This window comes from Aeromonas sp. JL9 (genome assembly GCF_024436075.1).
In the GTDB taxonomy this organism is placed as follows: Bacteria; Pseudomonadota; Gammaproteobacteria; order Enterobacterales; family Aeromonadaceae; genus Aeromonas; species Aeromonas veronii.
Window position 1 is genome coordinate 141,861 of the sequence record NZ_JANFNV010000007.1, and the last position, 17,575, is coordinate 159,435.

Consider the following 17,575-nt stretch of genomic DNA (forward strand, 5'->3'; position numbering starts at 1 on the left):
TCCCAGGTCGTTTAGCTCAGCTGGGAGAGCACCTCCCTTACAAGGAGGGGGTCACTGGTTCGATCCCAGTAACGACCACCATATTTGCAGTAAAAAGTTTAAAAAAATGATTTAGATGGGTCGTTAGCTCAGTCGGTAGAGCAGTTGACTTTTAATCAATTGGTCGCTGGTTCGAATCCAGCACGACCCACCATCATTTCAGAATCCCAGGTCGTTTAGCTCAGCTGGGAGAGCACCTCCCTTACAAGGAGGGGGTCACTGGTTCGATCCCAGTAACGACCACCATATTCGCAAGCGAGGCTGAGATATCAGCTGCGATTGCAGAGAAAGTCCCCACTCAGATGGGGATTTTTTTTGCCCGCAATTCAGTACTTCAACTTCTTCTGTTGCCGGTGTGGCGAGCCGAACGCCACCTCTTATTGTGCCACTCTGCCACTCTGCCACTCTGCCACTCTGCCACTCTGCCACTCTGCCACTCTGCCACTCCGATCCTTCTTCATCCTGCTCTTCCGAGATTGCTCGACGGCCACTGACCTCACTCCTGTCCATCGTGATGCTGCTCATATGAACGCCTGTAATAAAGTGAACGCCAGCAATAAAAGGGCAGGCCAAGGCCTGCCCGCAAAGATGCGCAAGGTGCTACATGATCCCGCGGATCAGGATCCCGCTGATCAGCAGCGGCGCCACCACGCGCCAGCACCAGAGCAGCGCCAGACGCAGGGTGGGTGACAGGCCGGCAGGCAATATGGCATCACCCAGGCGCCAGCCCAGCAGCAGGGTCAGTACCAGACCAAACAGCGGCATCATCAGGTTGGAGGTCAGATAGTCGAGCAGCTCGAAGATGGTCTTGCCAAACAGGGTCAGATCGCTCCATGGGCCGAACGACAGGCTCACTGGAATGCCGGATGCCATGATGAGCAGGGTCAGTACCCGGCAGGCGCCACGACGAGACCAGCCCCACTCCTCGGTAGTGAAGCGCACCAGATGCTCCAGCATGGAGATGGAGGAGGAGAGGGCGGCGACCAGCAGCAACAGGAAGAAGATCACCCCCAGCCCCTGACCGAACGGCAGATGACTGAACACGGCAGGCATGGTCATAAAGGTGAGCCCTGGGCCCGCGGTGGGATCGATGCCGGTGGAGGCCAGCGCCGGGAAGATCATCAAGCCCGCAAGCACCGAGATAAGGCTGGCCAGGGTAACGACCCAGACCCCGGAGCGCAGCACCCCTTCGCTATTGGGCAGGTAGGCGCCATAGGTCGTGTGTACCCCGAGCCCGATGGAGAGGGAGAAGAAGGCCAGCCCCAGCGCGTCCAACACGCTCTGGCCGGTCAGCATGGAGAAGTCCGGCAGCAGCAGCTGGCGTACACCCGCCATGGAGCCCGGCATGGAGAGGCCAACCCCCACCAGCAGCAGCATCATGATGAAGAGCGCGGGCATCATCCAGCGCAGTGCCCGCTCCACTCCTTTCTGAATACCTCCCTGCACGAACCACCAGGTTAGCCCAGCAAACACCAGATGGGTCAGCACCGGCCACCAGGGGTTGCTGACATAGCCGTTGAACAGGGCGGTGAGGGCGCTTCCTTCGTTAAGGTTGAGTTTGCCAGCCATCGCCAGCGCGGCGTAACCCACGGTCCAGCCACCGACCACGCTGTAGAAGCTGTAGATAAAGAAGCCGCAGGCGATCCCCATATACCCCATCCAGCGCCAGTTCGGCCCCACCAGTTTGTGAAAGGCGCCGAGCACCCCGCGCTGGCTATGGCTGCCGAGCAGGGTTTCGCCGACCTGTACCGCTACCCCCAGGGTGAAGCTGAACAGCAGAAACACCAGCAGAAAGGCGCCACCGCCATTGGTGGCGGTCACATAGGGAAACTTCCAGATGGCACCAAGGCCAATCGCTGTGCCTGCTGCGGCCAGCACATGACCGAGACGGGAAGACCACTGAACCTGGCTCATACAACCTCCGGGTAACACGACATCGAAGCAATACTCCTCTGTAGCAATAAACGACAGACCATAAAAAAGGCCGCCTGAGGCGACCTTTGCAATGAACATTCAGAAAAACTGTGCGTGCAAGGTCACCTCTCTTGCGAGCTAAAAAATCGACCAAACAGCACGAGGATGGCAGACATGAGGTGGCAACCTGACCAATGAATGAGGGAACAGCCTAAACCATGGAAAGAATAATTGACACATAAAATCAAAAATTTTTTATGTGTGCCGTTGTCACCACTCTGGCTATACGCACAACTCAATGGGGGAAAACCTCGCCGGGCCGTATCTTTTCTACCTTGTGGCTATTTACTGGGCGATAATCGACGTAGATTCTTCTGGAACTAGTGACTGCTACATGGCGCTGACGGGAACAACGATGAGACAGGATGTCGTATGAGATGGATGGTGTTGCCCTGGTTGCTGATCAGCCTGAGTGTGACGGCGCAGCCTGGATTAACCCTGCTGAGTCACGACTTACCCCCCTTTACCGAATACCGCGACGGCAAGCTCGATGGCTTCGCCATTCGTTTGATTGATGAGGTGCAGGAGGAGCTCGGCACCCGTTATCCGGTGCGGATTTACCCGCTCAAGCGGGCGCTGGCGCTAGCACGGGTCGAGCCCGGCTATGGACTGTTCGTGGTACAGCGGCTTCCGGAGCGGGAGTCCCATTTCAAATGGGTTGGCCCGCTCTTTATCAATCGGGTCTTTATCTATCAGGCGCCGGATAGTCGCCACCCGCTGACCTCGCTGGCGCAGCTGCGAGATCTGCCCAGAGTAGGGGTGGTGCTGGGCAATGCCGATGATGTGCGGCTGACCCATGAGGGCTACACCAATCTGGTGCGCTACAAGACGGTCGGGGAGGCGATAGAGCGGCTGATGCTGGGCAAGATCGATGCCTTGCCGATGGCGGAGCTGGTGATGGAGGCCACCCTCGACAAGATGGGGTTATCCCGGCGCAGCATCGTCAGCAGTGGCGTGCTGCTCCATCAGGCCGGTCTCTATATCGTCTTCTCCAAGGGAACGGATGATGCCGAGATCACCCGCTGGCAGCATGCCCTGGAGGCCGTCAGAGCCGCACAGGGGCGGGCCGATGAGCCCACCCGCGAAGAGTAACCGTCACACCAGACCGCGAATCAAGATCCCGCCGATCAGCAAGGGGGCAATCCAGCGCCAGCAGTTCATCAGCAGGTGATGCCAGTGGTTGGCAATCCCCTGCGGCAGCGCCTTGCGTCCCAGCTTCCAGCCCAGCAGCAGCGTCAGCATCAGGCCGAACAGCGGCATCATCAGGTTGGAGGTGACAAAGTCCAGCAGCTCGAAGATGGTTTTGCCAAACAGGGTTGCGTGTTGCAGCGAACCAAACGACAGGCTGACCGGAACACCGCTAACCATGACGAATCCAGTGATGGCGCTGCAGGCCGTGCGGCGTGACCAGCCCCAGGTCTCGCACAGGAAGCACTGCAAATGCTCCAGCAGGGAGATGGCCGAGGAGAGCGCCGCAAAGACCAGCAGGGCGAAGAAGATCACCTCAAGTACCTGACCGAAGGGCAGCAGCTGAAACACCGCCGGCATGGTCATAAAGGTGAGGCCGGGGCCGGAGGCGGGATCGATACCGGTCGAGGCCAGCACCGGGAAAATCATCAGCCCCGCCAGTACTGCCACCATGCTGGCCAGCAGCACCACCCAGAGGCTGGAGCGACCAACCCCTTCGCTGGTCGGCAGATAGGCGCCGTAGGTGGTGTGAATGCCAAGACCGATGGAGAGGGAGAAGAAGGCCAGCCCCATGGCATCGAGCACGCCAGACATCCCCAGCTTGCTGAAGTCGGGCATCAGGAAGTGACGTACCCCCGCCATCGCATTGGGCAGGGTGAGGCCAAAGGCGACCAGCATCAGGATCATCAGGAACAAGGCCGGCATCATCCAGCGCAGGGTGCGCTCCACCCCTTTCTGAATGCCGCCTTGCACCACCATCCAGGTAAGGGCGGCAAACAGCAGATGGGTGAGAATGGGCCAGACGTCGCCGCTGACATAGTCATTGAAGCGGGCGGTGAGGGCCGCCGCATCGCCATGGTTGAGCTGGCCTGAGATGGCCATGCCGGTATAACCCAGGGTCCAGCCGCCCACCACGCTGTAGAAGCAGTAGATGAGCAGGGTAGAGATCACCCCCATTACCCCAACCCAGCGCCACTGTTTGCCGAGCAGATCGGAGAAGGCACCGACTACCCCGCGGCGACTCATGCTGCCGAGCAGGGTTTCCCCCATCAGTACCGCAACCCCCAGGGTGAAGCTGAACAGCAGAAAGACCAGCAGGAAGGCGCCGCCGCCGTTGACGGCGGTGACATAGGGGAATTTCCAGATTGCGCCGATACCGACCGCGGAACCCGCTGCGGCGAGGATGTAGCCGAGTCGGGATGACCATTGGGACTGCTTCATAAGAACTCCAATCGAGCGCCCCTTGGCAGGGGCAGAATGGCGCTCATGTTACGGAGGTCACTGCGCAATCACTACGACGGTTATCAGGTGTAAATGCGATTTATTGGCATGATTTGCTAATTTAATTCTGTTTTTTGCCCAATCCTGCCACCAAATAAAAACCGGAGCGAGATTGCTCCGGTTTGGTCTCTGACAACGGCTCGTCGGCGGACTAGATCACCCCGAGCTCCCGCAGCCGCTCCATCAGGTAGCTGTGGGCGGTATGGCGCTCGGAGAGCACCACATCCGGGCGCGGGTGGAGGAACAGCGGCAGGGAGATGCGTGACTTGCTGGCACTGCCACCGGTCGGGTTGATGACGCGGTGAGTAGTGGAGGGATAGTAGCCGCGAGAGGCCTCCTGCAGCATGTCGCCGATGTTGATGATGAGGGTGCCAAAGTCACACGGCACATCCATCCATTCGCCATCGGAGCTCTTCACCTGCAGCCCCGGCTCGTTGGCGGCGGGCAGGATGGTGAGCAGATTGATATCCTCGTGGGCGGCTGCGCGGATGGCACCCGGCTCCTCGGTACCATCGAACGGCGGATAGTGCAGCACCCGCAGCAGGGTCTTCTGGCTCTCTTCGATCATCGAGGAGAGGGGGCAGCTGTAGTGAGCGGCGATATCGGCCGGGGTGTACTGCTCGACCCAGCCCAGCAGCTCGGCGGCCAGACCGTTGGCGAGACGGTAGTACTCCATCGCCTGCTCTTTCAGCTCTTCCGGCATCTGGCCCCAGGGGTAGATGTGGAAGTACTCCTTGATGTCTTTCTGGCTATGGCCCTTGGCCACCTCGGAGACCGACGGCGGGAAGTAGCCATCCTGGGTTTCGCGGTTGAACAGGAAATCCTGCTTCTGCTCGCTCATGAAGAAGCGATACCAGTTTTCGTAGATGGACTGCACCAGCTCTTTCGGAATGGGGTGATTGGTCAACACGCCAAAGCCGGTGGTTTGCAGGGATTCGGTGAAGCGTTGGGCCGCATCGGGTGAGCGGTAATCGACGGTCAGGACTTTCATTGTTTTTGTTGCGCGCCAGTTAAAAGATGGCGCAGTTTACCTTGCACCTGATAACAAGGAAAGCGGGTTGGCTGCCCCGTCTGGCGTGGTCGCGAATAGTGACAAAAATATCAAATAAACCGCGCCAGACCGTGCGGGGGCGCATCCCTTGTTATGGCCTTTTATCCTCTCTAGAATGCCGCTCACTATCTTTTCCGGAGTCTGTTCATGTCCCCCAAAATCCTGTTGCTGACCCTGCCGGTATTGCTGGCGGGATGCAGTGCCCTGTCAGAAGATGAGTGCCGCACCATGAGTTGGTACAACCTAGGTTATCAGGATGGATCGGAAGGCAAAACCCGTCAGGCGACCCGCGATTACGTTTCCTCTTGCAGCGAATATGGCCTCAAAGTGGATGAGGCCGAGTGGAAACGGGGCTACGACAAGGGGTTGGAGCTCTACTGCATCCCCGAGCTGGCTTACAGCAAGGGCAAGGAGGGGCAGGCCTATCTGGGGGTATGCCCCAATGACGCCAGCTTCCTCAAGCAGTATCAACGCGGCTACGAAGAGTACAAACTGGCCGCCCGCATGCGGGAGATCAGCGACGAGCTGGAGCGTACCGAGCGGGATATCGATACGCTGGAGCGCAGCATCCGCAACGAAACCAACACGGAACAGCGCGACTACTACCGCGCCAAGCGCGATCGGGCCATTCGCCACTACGAATCCCTGCGCCGGGAGTACAACCGTCTGCGCTATCCGGATCGGGTGATCCAGTTCTCCTTCGGCGGTTAATCCCTCTCTTCATGGCCAGCCCGCGTGCTGGCCATGTTGCACCTTGTCAGATCAGGCCAGTACCCAGCGCTGTAGCGCCAGTGCGATGCCATCTTCGTTGTGGTCGGCCGTGACCCGATGGGCATGGCTCTGGATCTGCGGCGCCGCATTGCCCATGGCCACCGCCAGCCCAACTTGCTCGAACATGCTGATGTCGTTGTTGTTATCCCCAAACGCCACCACCTGCTCCATCGCAATCCCTTCGCTGGCTGCCCACTGGGCAAGCCGGTTGCCCTTGCTGCAACCGGGCTGTACCAGCTCTACCGCATAGGGGGCCGCCCAGTCGCGGGTAAAGGGTATCTGCTCGACCACCTCGCCCATAAAGGTGTGCAGGCGTGCCGGATCCTGATTGAACAGCTCCAGTTTCCAGACCGGGTTGTCGAGCCAGCCTGCCAGCTCCTCAACTGGATGGATGGCGATCTTGAGGTGATCCGGCTGATTGGCCGACCAGTGGCGGATGCGGGTGACATGCTCTTCACAGCCGATGTAGCCAATGCCTTCGCTCAGGTGGAACAGGGCGCCCATCTGCTGTGCCTCGACCGCGGCCAGCAGCTCGGTAAGCGGGGCGGCCGCCAGCGGGTCGCCGCTGAGGATCCGGTTCTGCACCGGATCATAGAGACAGGCGCCGTTGCTGCAGATGATGGGAGTATCGAGCGCCAGCTCGTGGTGAAAGGGACGCGCCGTCATGTAGTGGCGTCCCGTGACCAGCAGCACCTTGATGCCGTGGGCGCGGGCCTGCGCCAGGGCTGCCCGGGTGGCCGACGAGATCTTGTGATCCCGGGTCAGCAGGGTGCCATCCATATCGAGCGCGATGGCCTTGTACTCACTCATAGCTCCTCCAGCATCGAACAAATCCGCAAAGAGCTTTACCGTCCCAGACCCGGCGCTCCGATGCAAGTCTTGCCCGTGGCCGAAGCGCCGAACTGTGATCCCTTCGTGGCTCAGGTGCAGCTGGCCAGCTGTTGACGACGGTCGGCACGGCGGCGCAGCAGATAGAAACCGGCGGCACTGGCAAGGGAGCAGAGGGTGGCGAGATAGAAGGGCCACTCGGTACCGGCCAGCAGCACCAGACTGCCGAGCAGCACCGCCAGGATCTCGCTGCCCACGGCGAGGGCGCGGTAGAGCCCCATCGCCTGCCCCTGTTGCTCCGGGTGACTGCGGTTGGAGATCGCCACCGAAGTGGCCAGCTCCCCCAGACTCATGCCGATGCCAGCGGGAACGAAGGTAAGTGCCAGCCCCCACCAGTGCACGGGCAGGATAAAGAGCAGCATGCCGCTCGCCATCACCAGATGGCCGACAATCCCGAGGGAGCTGCCGCGCCAGTGGCGGGCGATGCGAGAGCCGAGCCAGGAGCCCGCCATCATGGGCAGGCTCACCAGCACCGCCGCCTGCGCCAGCTGGGCCGGATCCCAGGCCAGCCTCTCCACCAGCCAGATATTGAAGTAGGTGAAATAGAGCTGCACGGCGCCATAGCTGATCAGGGTAAGTGCGAAGTAGGGCTGCAGGGCCGGTTGCAGCAGCAACTGGCGGCTGGAGAGGGTCGCAGTCTGACGGGTGGCCGCCACCGGAGGACGATAGGGGATCAGCCAGTAGACCAGCAGCAGGTTGATCAGGGTCATTCCTACCGCCAGCCAGGCGGCCAGACTGTAATCCCCCGAGATCACCGCGGCGTAGCCCCCGATCATCGGCCCCACGACCCAGCCCAGATTCATGCCGATGTTGATCCAGGCGAAGCTGCGGGCCTTGTGCTCCTTGCCGGCGAGATCCGCCGCCATCGCCTGCACGATGGCTATGTTGCCGTTGCATAGCCCCTCCACAATCCGGCTGAGCAGCAACAGGGGGAGGGAGCGCCAGGCGATACCGAGTGCCATCAGGGCATAGCCTGCCAGTACCCCGGCCAGCGAGAGCAACAGCAGTGGCTTGCGGCCATAGCGGTCGGAGAGCCGTCCGAGCCACGGGCAGCCCACCAGCTGGAACAGGGGATAGAGCCCCATGATGACCCCCAGCCACACCTTGCGGCTCCAGTCGGAGGCTTCCGGCGTCAGCATGCCGTGGGCCGGATCCAGCAGCAAAGGTGCCAATACCGGGGAGGGTAGACTGAAGCCTGCAACTGCCAGCGTGACCGTCATGACCAGCACCCAGAGGGGATTTTTGTGCCCGTGTTTCTCCATGTTGCACCAATTAAGTAAAGTTATTGGTTTATTTATGCTGATTCATAGACGGGATTAAGTAAAGTGAATTGTTGATTTAATAAAGGGCGATCCCCATAATGAGACCATGAACGCAAGCACCGACAAGATCCTGTTTCTGCTCAAGAGCCATGGCCCGCAGAGCGCCGCCGCGCTGGGGGAGCAGTTGCAGATGACCTCCATGGGCGCCCGCCAGCACCTGCTCACGCTCGAGCAGGAGGGGTGGGTTACATTCAGCGACGAGGCGCGCGGGCGCGGTCGTCCCGTGCGGCTGTGGCAGCTCACCGAGCAGGCCTGGCAGCGTTTCCCCGATAGCCATAGCGACCTGACCGTGCAGCTGATCGACAACGTGCGCGAGCTGTTTGGCGAGGAGGGGATGGAACGGCTGATCCAGCAGCGGGAGCAGCAGATGCTTGCTCGCTATCAGGAGGAGCTGGGGTCCCATGGCCTCTCTGGCCGGCTGGCGGCGCTCAAGGAACTGCGTACTCGCGAGGGCTACATGGCGGAGATCCGCCGCGAAGAGGATGGCAGCTGGCTGCTGTGGGAGAGCCACTGCCCCATCTGTGCGGCGGCGCGCACCTGCCGTGGTTTCTGTCGCAGCGAACTGGCGCTGTTTCGCCAGCTGCTGGCGCCGGCGACGGTGGAGCGGGAGCAATATCTGCTGGAGGGGGCGCATCGCTGTCTCTATCGCATCACGCCGCCCGCGCTCTGATTGCGCCAAACGCCCAAAAACAACAAAGCAGGCGCCGGGATGCCTGCTTTGTTGCCTTCGGGGAGGGGGTTCTCTCGTTCCAGCCCGTCGTTTCCCGATAAGGTAAGACGGCTGATGGGGCTCTTGACCCGGTAAGGTCCTTCACCGCAGAGACCCGGTCAGGTATCTGCTTTGCCACCGGAAGATGTAACCATAGTATCCCTCCCGTACCGGTGAGTGGTTGCAAAGTAACCACTTATTTCGGTTGTTTTTGCAATAGTTCACCCTTAATCTAGGAAAAGTGGATTAGTCATTGCAACGAGGAAGGGTAAATGCTGAAACTTGATCGCATAGACAGACATATTCTCGAGCTGATGCAGGAGAATGGCCGCATCAGCAATCTGGAACTGGCCGAGCTGGTCGGGCTCTCGCCGTCCCCCTGCTCCCGCCGGGTCAAGGCGCTGGAGGATGCCGGTCTCATCGACACCCACGTTACTTTGCTCAACGCCCGCCAGCTTGGCCTCACCCTCACCGCCTACATTCACATTTCCATGGACAGACACACGCCGGAGCGGTTCGAAAACTTCGACCGTGCAATCAGCGAGTTGCCCGAAGTGCTGGAGTGTGATCTCATCACCGGCAACGATGCCGACTACCAGCTCAAGGTGGTGGTGCGCGATATGGAGCACTACCAGCACTTCCTGCTGGACAAGCTGACCCATATTCCGGGGGTGACCGGGGTGCGCTCCAGCTTCGTGCTGCGCCGCATCAAGCACAAGACGGCTCTGCCGCTCAACCATCTGGGTTGAGCCCGCGCAAGCCGCTTATAGAAACAGAAAGAGGAGGCCAGTGGCCTCCTCTTTTGCTATTCGCTCTTGGTTATTCGGTAGTGGTTATCGGGTCTGGATTAGCTGTCGCGGTGACGGGGCGACTGCCGTGGTCAGACGCTGACCTGGCTGATGTCTTCCACCTGCAGCAGCCAGCCGCTCTGCTCCTGCTGCGGTTCGCCGCTGACCCGCAGCCGCTCGCCGGTTGGCACCCACTGCCCCTCGGGCAGGGAGACCAGCAGGCTCTCGCTGCCGTTGTCGAACAGCCAGCGATCTTCGCCAAGCGATTCAATCAGATAACCTTCCATCTCCACTCTGGACTCGGCTTGCCAGGATGGCGCAACGGAATCACGGCTCTCGATGAAATCCCCCTGAACACCAAAACTGGCTAGCCCCCACAGAATGGAGAGCCCGACGATGGATGTTTGCATCTTGTCTCTCCTCTTTTGGAACTGTAGGGCCAGTATGGGAACAGAAAACTGAGCGCACCATGAACAAGGTGGCAAAGTGCTGGCGAGATCGCGAAAAAATCCGGCCAATTGGCCGGCAGTGTCATTTTATGGTGCCTGGATCACACTATTTGGCGGCTTCTTCTGCCATCCGTTCCGCTCTTGGCTTATTCGTCCACATGGCTACCCCGCGATGATCCCCACAGATCCCCTCTGCTACCACGGCGCGAACCCGGGTGCCATCTTTGCAAATGGCCTGCCAGGCGTCGGCATCATCGATGGCGAGCGAGTTGGGGGGCGGCGTGGCTTGGCAAGCCGTGAGCAGCAGGGCGCACAGGGGGAGCAATTTTTTCATGGCGGACTCCTCGAGGTAATGGGGGACTGAGAGGATGGGGATGGCCTCTCCATCCGGGCTTCACTCCCCAGCATCAGTGATAACCGGTTCAGGGGCAAGGGGAGGAGCCACCGACAGGCGCAGGTGCCGTGCAGCCGGGGCTTGCCCTGTGCCCTCCTTGGGCCTAAGGTGGGGCCGTTTTACTGCCTGATTGAAGGAGCGTTTTCATGTCCACTCTCTATCCCCGCGTCGGGGTCGGCGTCATCCTGACCAACGCCCAAGGCCAGGTGCTGCTTGGCAAACGCAAAGGGAGCCATGCCCCCTACTGGTCGATCCCGGGTGGTCATCTGGAGTTGGGGGAGAGCTTCGAGTCGGCGGCGATCCGCGAGGTGGCCGAGGAGACCGGACTTGAGATCCACGGGCCCGAGGTGGTGGCGGTGACCAACAATCTGGAGACCTGGCGCGAGAGCGGGCTGCACTATATCTCGGTGGCGCTGCACGCTAAGGCCGATGGTGAGCCGCAGCTGCTGGAGCCGGAGAAGTGCGAAGGCTGGGTCTGGTGCGATCCGCGCGCGCTGCCCGAGCCCCACTTCGATGCCAGCCGCCAATCCATCGCCTGCTGGCTGGCGGGACGCTGCTATCTGCCGGGTGATGTGCCAATGGTGTCGGCCGAATCAGTCTGATTGTCATAAAACGATCATCGCGCTGTCATAATATCCCTCTTCATCGGGAGAAGAGGGATGAGGGAGAAGAGCGTGGGACAGGTATTTATTCAGTTTTTATGGCTGGGATGCATCAGTTTTGGTGGTCCGGCCGCTCATATCGGCTATTTCCAGCGCACCTTCGTCCAGCGGCTCGGCTGGCTGACACAGGCTGAATTTGCCCACTTGCTGGCCCTGTGCCAACTGCTGCCGGGGCCCGCCTCCAGCCAGCTTGGTTTCGCCATCGGTCGTCATCGCGCCGGTCTGGGCGGGGCGCTCTCAGCTTTTCTTGGTTTCACGCTGCCCTCATTTCTTCTGCTACTGGCGGCAGCGATCGGCATCGGCCAGCTGGGCAGCAATTTGTGGCTCGACGCTGCGCTGCACGGCCTTAAACTGCTGGCGCTCATCGTGGTGGCCGATGCGGTGCTCACCATGAGTCGTCAGTTCTGTGCCACGGGAATGACCCAGGGGATTATGGTGGTGACCGCTGCTGCACTCTGGTGGCAGCCCGGTCTGCTGACTCAACTGTTGATGCTGGCGGGAGCTGCGTTGATCTGCGCCCGCAGCCAGCGCGGGGCGGGTAGTCGCCCAGCCTCCGCCGAGCTGCCTGCTGCCGCTGCCAGTCAGCCTCATTGGCCGACCCTGCTGCTGTTTGGCATCCTTTTTATCGGTCTGCCGCTGCTCGCTAGCCCGATTGGCCAGCTGGTTGCCGACTTCTATCGCGCCGGTAGTCTGGTGTTTGGCGGTGGTCATGTGGTGCTGCCGTTGCTGCAAGAGAGCGTGGGACACACTCTCAACGAGCAGCAGTTTCTGACCGGTTACAGCCTGGCCCAGTTGGTGCCGGGCCCCATGTTTACCCTTGCCACCTATCTTGGCGCCCAGCTGCAGCCCGAGATGCCGCTGCTCGGAGCCTTGTCGGCGACCCTGGCGCTCTTTGCACCCGGTTTTCTGCTGCTCTGGGCGGTGGGCCCCTGCTGGCAACAGTGGCTGGCCCGTCCCCGTCTGGCGGGGGCTGTCACCGGCATCAATGCTGCCGTAGTGGGATTGCTGCTGGCGGCCCTCTATCAGCCGGTGTGGCAGAGTGCGGTGCTGGCGCCGACCGATCTGGCGCTGGCGGCCATCGGCTTTTATCTGCTGCGGGTGTTGAAGTTGCCGGTGCCGGCCATCGCGTCCCTGTTGGTGATGGCTGCTATCCTGCTGGCGTGAATGCGGTGAAATCCCGATAAAAAACGGCGCTTCCATAACGGAGGCGCCGTTTTTATTGCAATGGGTAAGCCGCTTAAGCGTCGGGATCGAAATCCAGACTCAGGCTGTTGACGCAGTAGCGCTGGCCGGTCTCGGTCGGTCCGTCGGGGAAGACATGACCGAGATGAGAGCCGCACTGGCGGCAGGTGATCTCCACCCGATTCATGCCGTGGCTGTTGTCCTCGGTGTACTCCACCGTCCCCTCGATGGCCTTGTCGAACGAGGGCCAGCCGCAGCCGGAATCAAACTTGGCTCCTGAGTGAAACAGCACGCTCTTGCAGCAGACACAGAGGTAGTCGCCGCTCTTGCGATTGTGGAGCAGGGCGCCGCTGTAGGGGCGCTCGGTGCCCTTCTCCCAGCAGACGTGAAACTGCTCGGGGGTCAGTTTGCTGCGCCACTGTTCCGGATTGTTACTGCTCATACCGACTCCTTGCCATCCATACCGGAGCCCAGCATAGCGGCTCCGTAAAGCTGACTCCAGCATGCTTCTTATGCTTTGCCTGTATCTGTGATCGAGGTGGCAACCATCTCCTCACCGGATGCAGGGAGAATTTCCTGCTGCGGTGGCTGGGCATCCTCCGCCGTGCTGGCCAGCGCCACCCGCTCCAGCAGTTTGAGTGAGTGTGCCCGGCCGACTGCCACCTGCCGTTTGATGTCATCGGGCAGGAAGGGGAGGCCATCGTTGGTGGCGGTGTCGATGGTCTGGATCCACTCCAGCCCTTCCCCCGGCGGTGGCAGGCGGAACTGGATGTCATAATCGCTGGCGTTGAACAGTACGTACCAGCGCTCGCCGACACAGTTGATCATGCCGATATCCATGGCGAACGCCTGCCCCATGGGGGCGTGCCAATCCTGATCGGTGAGCTGGTGGCCGTCCGGGTGATACCAGTTGACCTGATGGCAGCTGGACGGGGTGCCATTCCAGCTGTCGTCGCTCAGTTGCAGGTTGGAGAAGACGCTGGACTCCGCCCGCAGCGCCATCATCTGCTGGGTGAAGGCGAACAGCCGCTCATCCTCCGGTCGCCACTGCCAGTTGACCCAGCTGATCTGGTTGTCCTGACAGTAGGCGTTGTTGTTGCCAAGCTGGCTGCGGCCCATCTCGTCCCCGGCAAGGAAGTGCGGGGTCCCTTGCGACAGCAGCAGGGTGGCAATCAGATTGCGTTTCTGCTGCTGGCGCAAGCTGTTGACCCGCGGATCCAGGGTCGGCCCCTCTACCCCGTGGTTATAGGAGAGGTTGTTGCCGTGACCATCCCGATTGTCTTCACCGTTGGCCTGATTGTGGCGCTGGTTGTAGGAGACCAGATCCTCCAGGGTGAAACCGTCGTGATAGCAGAGGTAGTTGACGCTGGTGTGGGGGGAGCGCCAGTTCTTCGGGAAGATATCCCGCGACCCCACCAAGCGGGTGGCAAAGTCCCCCATCTTGCCCGCATCACCGCGCCAGAAGGCACGCACAGTATCGCGGTAGCGGTCATTGATCTCCTGCCACTGGCTCGGGAATTGACCCAGCCGGTAGCCAAAGGGGCCGATATCCCAGGGTTCGGCGATGAGCTTGACCTGTGACAGCACAGGGTCGGCCATCACGGCTTTGAAGAAGGCGCCCATGGGCTCGAACTCCCCAGCTTCCCGCGCCAGTGTCACCGCCAGATCGAAACGGAAGCCATCCACCTGCATCTCGGTGACCCAGTAGCGCAAGGCATCGAGCACCAGCCGCAGGGTGTTGGGGTGATCCAGATTGACGCTGTTGCCACAGCCGGTCACGTTGGCGTGACGGGTGTAGTCGGGGCCGTGGGGGCCTGCTTCGAAGGCGTAGTAACCGGCGTTGTCAAAGCCCTTGAACGAGAGGGTGGGGCCGTCGAAGCCAGAGGCGGCAGTGTGGTTGTAGACCACATCCAGAATCACCTCGAGCCCGGCCCGGTGAAGCTCGCGCACCATGGTCTTGAACTCGGTCACCGCCTCATCTGCCCTGGTGCTGTAACGCGGCTCCGGGGCGAAGAAGGCGATGGGGTTGTAGCCCCAGTAGTTGGTCAGTCCCAGCTGTTCCAGTCGCGGTTCCGACATGAAGGCGGCCACCGGCATCAGCTGCACCGAGGTGATGCCGAGGCTCTTCATGTGCTCGATGACCAGCGGGTGACAGATGCCAAGGTAGGTGCCCTGCAGCGCTTTGGGGATCCCCGGATGCTGCTTGGTAAAGCCCTTGACGTGGGTCTCGTAAATAATGGTGCGGGCCGGGCTGATCCCGGGTTTGCCAACCCCTTGCCAGTCAAAACTGTCATCCATCACCACCGACTTGGCAATCATCCCGGCGCTGTCACCCTGATAGAGGGCTTCATCCCAGTAGGTGGGACGACTGAGCGCCTTGGCGTAGGGGTCAATCAGCAGTTTTTGCGGATCGAACAGCATCCCCTCCTGCGGAGTACCATAGACCCGATAGCCGTAGCGCTGACCGGCCTTTACGCCGCGCACGTAGCCAAAGCGATACTGGCCACGGCGGCCGGGCAACTCCAGCCGCATCAGCTCCTGCTCCTGCTCGTCGTACAGGCAGATCTCCACCTTGTCCGACTGGGGGGCCCAGACGCAGAAGTGGCAACCGTTCTCGTCAAGGCGGGCCCCCAGCGGGTGGCCCACCCCTTTTTCCATTACAAGCATCAAGACTCCTGTTTGATAAACAAGGTCGCCAGCGGCGGCAGATCCAGCACTATGCTGTGTGCCATCCCCTGCCAGGGGGTCGGCTCGGCAGCGAACACCAGACCTACATCATAGTTACTGCCCCAGTAATACTCGCTGTCGGTGTTGAGCACCACCCGATAGTGGCCCGCCGCAGGGACGCCGATCCGATATTCGAGACGGGGCACCGGGGTGAAGTTGCAAGCCACCACAATAGCCTGCTTGCCCTCTTTGTCTGCCCGCAGCCAGGCAAAGATGCTGTTGTCGGCATCGTTGTGATCCAGCCAGCGGAAGCCGGTCTGCTCATAATCGGCCTGATACAAGGCAGGCTCATGACGGTAGAGGTGGTTGAGATCGTGGATCAGCCGCTGCTGACCGGCATGCTTGGGATATTGCAGCAGATGCCACGGCAACTGGGCGTCGTGGTTCCACTCGTTGCTCTGAGCGATTTCGGTGCCCATGAAGTTGAGCTTCTTGCCCGGGTGGGCGTACATGAAACCCATGTAGGCCCGCAGGTTGGCAGCCTGCTGCCACTCGTCACCGGGCATCTTGTAGAGCATGGAGTGCTTGCCGTGCACCACCTCATCGTGGGAGAGCGACAGGATGAAGTTCTCGTCATAGTGGTAAACCATGGAGAAGGTCATGTCGTTGTGGTGGTAGCGACGGTGGATCGGCTCTTTCTGCATATAGGTGAGGGTGTCGTGCATCCAGCCCATATTCCACTTGAAGCCAAAGCCGAGGCCGCCGAGGAAGGTGGGGCGGGAGACACCGGCAAAGGCGGTGGACTCTTCGGCTATGGTCATGGCGTGGGGATACTTGCCGTAGACCTCCTCGTTGGTCCACTTGAGCAGACTGATCGCCTCGTAGTTGTGGTTGCCGCCATCGACGTTCGGTACCCACTCACCGGCGTTGCGGGAGTAGTCCAGATAGAGCATGGAGGCGACCGCATCCACCCGCAGGCCGTCGATGTGGAACTTGTCGAGCCAGAACAGGGCGCTCGCCACTAGGAACTGGCGCACTGTGTCGCGGCCAAAGTCGTAGATGTAGGAGTTCCAGTCCGGGTGCCAGCCACGGCGCGGATCTTCATATTCATAGAGCGGGGTACCGTCGAAACGGGCCAGCCCGTGGGCATCAGACGGGAAGTGGGCGGGCACCCAGTCCAGAATGATGCCGATCCCGGCCTGGTGGCACTGGTCGACGAAGTATTTGAAATCATCTGCGGTGCCGTAGCGGCTGGTGGGGGAGAACATACCCACAGGCTGGTAGCCCCAGGAGCCGCTGAAGGGGTGCTCGGAGACCGGCAGCAGCTCGATGTGGGTGTACTCCATCTCCTTGACGTAGGCGACCAGCTCCACTGCCAGCTCGCGCCAGCTCAGGCTGTCGCCGTTGGGGTGGCGCTTCCAGGAGCCGACGTGCAGCTCATAGATGGAGAGCGGCTGCTCGCGTTTGTCGTTGTGCTGGCTGGCAATCCACTCGGCATCCTGCCACTGGTACTGGGCGTGGTCATAGACCACGGAGGCGAACGACGGATACTGCTCGCAGTAAAAGCCGACCGGATCGCTCTTGTGGGGCAGCCGGTTGCCCATGGGATCCTTGAGCTCGAACTTGTAGCGATCCCCGGCCTTGAGGCCCGGCACAAACAACACCCAGTGACCGCAGAGGCTGCGCTGCATCGGGTGGCGGCGGCCATCCCAGAAGTTGAAATCGCCGATGAGGCTCACGGCGGTGGCGCTCGGCGCATAGACCGCAAAACGCACCCCCTCCACCTGCTGGCCAAGATGCTCCACGGTGCGCAGCTGGGCGCCCAGGGTGTGATAGAGGTTTTCCGGCTGGGCGGTCAGTTCGGCCAGGCCTGCCCAGGCGGCATCCTGAAACTGATAGGGGTCGATGACCTCGGTGGTGGCATCTTGGTAGCTGGCGATCAGCTGATAGGGGAAGGAGTTTTTGCGGCGGGTGAAAACAGTTTCAAAAAGACCCGATTCATCGGTGGGCGCCAGGGTGGCAACGACTTTGCCCGACTTGAGATCCTTGACGCGGACTTCGAGGGCATCAGGCAACCAGGCGGTCAGTTTGAGGCCGGGCCCATCCGGATTGGCCTGCAGGCCTAAGTGAGAGAAGGGATCGGAACAGCGGGCAGCAACCAAACGTTCAACGAGCATCGAGATTTCCTTTCATGACAGAGCATCCACTCC

Annotated in this window: 16 protein-coding genes and 3 tRNA genes; 9 read left to right on the forward strand and 10 right to left on the reverse strand. The window is 60.8% G+C overall.

Annotated elements, in window-relative coordinates:
• Nucleotides 1-5: 5 nt before the first annotated feature.
• The 3 genes from NOM06_RS07985 to NOM06_RS07995 all read left to right on the forward strand — a co-directional run bounded on the left by NOM06_RS07985 (nt 6) and on the right by NOM06_RS07995 (nt 285).
• Nucleotides 6-81: transfer RNA gene (locus NOM06_RS07985), tRNA-Val, on the forward strand.
• Nucleotides 82-117: 36 nt separating this feature from the next.
• A tRNA-Lys gene (locus NOM06_RS07990) sits at nt 118-193 on the forward strand.
• A 16-nt stretch (nt 194-209) separates the two neighbouring features.
• A tRNA-Val gene (locus NOM06_RS07995) sits at nt 210-285 on the forward strand.
• Between the two features lie 354 nt (nt 286-639).
• Here the strand turns inward: NOM06_RS07995 and NOM06_RS08000 are convergent.
• Nucleotides 640-1,953 (reverse strand): sodium-dependent transporter, encoded by a 1,314-nt coding sequence (locus NOM06_RS08000; RefSeq protein ID WP_255910961.1) that lies wholly within the window; start codon nt 1,951-1,953, stop codon nt 640-642.
• 432 nt (nt 1,954-2,385) lie between these two features.
• On the opposite strand from NOM06_RS08000, the gene NOM06_RS08005 reads away from it, so the two are divergent.
• Nucleotides 2,386-3,105 (forward strand): ABC transporter substrate-binding protein, encoded by a 720-nt coding sequence (locus NOM06_RS08005; protein WP_255910963.1) that lies wholly within the window; start codon nt 2,386-2,388, stop codon nt 3,103-3,105.
• A gap of 3 nt (nt 3,106-3,108) precedes the next feature.
• On the opposite strand, the gene NOM06_RS08010 is transcribed toward NOM06_RS08005, so the two are convergent.
• Together NOM06_RS08010 and NOM06_RS08015 are read right to left on the reverse strand one after the other, a co-directional pair.
• The gene (locus NOM06_RS08010; RefSeq protein WP_255910965.1) at nt 3,109-4,422 is read right to left on the reverse strand and encodes a sodium-dependent transporter; all 1,314 of its coding nucleotides are present in this window, start codon (nt 4,420-4,422) and stop codon (nt 3,109-3,111) included.
• Between the two features lie 211 nt (nt 4,423-4,633).
• Nucleotides 4,634-5,473 carry an isopenicillin N synthase family oxygenase gene (locus NOM06_RS08015; RefSeq protein ID WP_255910967.1) on the reverse strand — a complete coding sequence of 280 codons (840 nt, stop codon included), beginning with the start codon at nt 5,471-5,473 and terminating at the stop codon, nt 4,634-4,636.
• A gap of 207 nt (nt 5,474-5,680) precedes the next feature.
• Here NOM06_RS08015 and NOM06_RS08020 point away from each other — a divergent pair, with 207 nt between their 5' ends.
• Complete coding sequence (locus NOM06_RS08020; protein WP_069554893.1) at nt 5,681-6,244, forward strand: DUF2799 domain-containing protein; 564 nt, start codon at nt 5,681-5,683, stop codon at nt 6,242-6,244.
• Between the two features lie 51 nt (nt 6,245-6,295).
• On the opposite strand, the gene NOM06_RS08025 is transcribed toward NOM06_RS08020, so the two are convergent.
• Together NOM06_RS08025 and NOM06_RS08030 are read right to left on the reverse strand one after the other, a co-directional pair.
• Complete coding sequence (locus NOM06_RS08025; RefSeq protein WP_255910969.1) at nt 6,296-7,114, reverse strand: Cof-type HAD-IIB family hydrolase; 819 nt, start codon at nt 7,112-7,114, stop codon at nt 6,296-6,298.
• Nucleotides 7,115-7,224: 110 nt separating this feature from the next.
• Nucleotides 7,225-8,454, reverse strand: a complete 1,230-nt coding sequence (locus tag NOM06_RS08030; protein ID WP_255910972.1) for an MFS transporter — start codon at nt 8,452-8,454, stop codon at nt 7,225-7,227.
• Nucleotides 8,455-8,560: 106 nt separating this feature from the next.
• On the opposite strand from NOM06_RS08030, the gene NOM06_RS08035 reads away from it, so the two are divergent.
• Both NOM06_RS08035 and NOM06_RS08040 read left to right on the forward strand, forming a co-directional pair.
• Nucleotides 8,561-9,184, forward strand: a complete 624-nt coding sequence (locus NOM06_RS08035; protein WP_255910974.1) for a metalloregulator ArsR/SmtB family transcription factor — start codon at nt 8,561-8,563, stop codon at nt 9,182-9,184.
• A 311-nt stretch (nt 9,185-9,495) separates the two neighbouring features.
• Nucleotides 9,496-9,972: an Lrp/AsnC family transcriptional regulator gene (locus NOM06_RS08040; RefSeq protein WP_005304871.1), complete on the forward strand. Its 477-nt coding sequence runs from the start codon at nt 9,496-9,498 to the stop codon at nt 9,970-9,972.
• A 131-nt stretch (nt 9,973-10,103) separates the two neighbouring features.
• Here the strand turns inward: NOM06_RS08040 and NOM06_RS08045 are convergent, their stop codons facing one another.
• Complete coding sequence (locus tag NOM06_RS08045; RefSeq protein ID WP_005343224.1) at nt 10,104-10,421, reverse strand: hypothetical protein; 318 nt, start codon at nt 10,419-10,421, stop codon at nt 10,104-10,106.
• 145 nt (nt 10,422-10,566) lie between these two features.
• A complete protein-coding gene (locus NOM06_RS08050; protein ID WP_204482515.1) occupies nt 10,567-10,794 on the reverse strand; it encodes a hypothetical protein in 228 nt (75 codons plus the stop codon).
• Nucleotides 10,795-11,000: 206 nt separating this feature from the next.
• Between NOM06_RS08050 and NOM06_RS08055 the strand changes: the two genes are divergently transcribed.
• Entirely contained in the window at nt 11,001-11,456 is a 456-nt protein-coding gene (locus tag NOM06_RS08055) for an NUDIX hydrolase (RefSeq protein ID WP_255910976.1), read from the forward strand.
• A gap of 72 nt (nt 11,457-11,528) precedes the next feature.
• A complete protein-coding gene (chrA, locus tag NOM06_RS08060; RefSeq protein WP_370688912.1) occupies nt 11,529-12,680 on the forward strand; it encodes a chromate efflux transporter in 1,152 nt (383 codons plus the stop codon).
• Nucleotides 12,681-12,753: 73 nt separating this feature from the next.
• Here chrA and msrB read toward each other — a convergent pair whose 3' ends face one another.
• The 3 genes from msrB to glgB all read right to left on the reverse strand — a co-directional run bounded on the left by msrB (nt 12,754) and on the right by glgB (nt 17,542).
• Nucleotides 12,754-13,140 carry a peptide-methionine (R)-S-oxide reductase MsrB gene (msrB, locus tag NOM06_RS08065; protein WP_158110548.1) on the reverse strand — a complete coding sequence of 129 codons (387 nt, stop codon included), beginning with the start codon at nt 13,138-13,140 and terminating at the stop codon, nt 12,754-12,756.
• A gap of 68 nt (nt 13,141-13,208) precedes the next feature.
• Nucleotides 13,209-15,365: a glycogen debranching protein GlgX gene (gene glgX, locus NOM06_RS08070; RefSeq protein ID WP_255910980.1), complete on the reverse strand. Its 2,157-nt coding sequence runs from the start codon at nt 15,363-15,365 to the stop codon at nt 13,209-13,211.
• Nucleotides 15,365-17,542, reverse strand: coding sequence for a 1,4-alpha-glucan branching protein GlgB (glgB, locus tag NOM06_RS08075; protein ID WP_047439608.1), 2,178 nt, complete (start codon nt 17,540-17,542; stop codon nt 15,365-15,367). Before glgB ends, glgX begins: the two co-directional genes overlap by 1 nt.
• Nucleotides 17,543-17,575 lie beyond the last annotated feature (33 nt).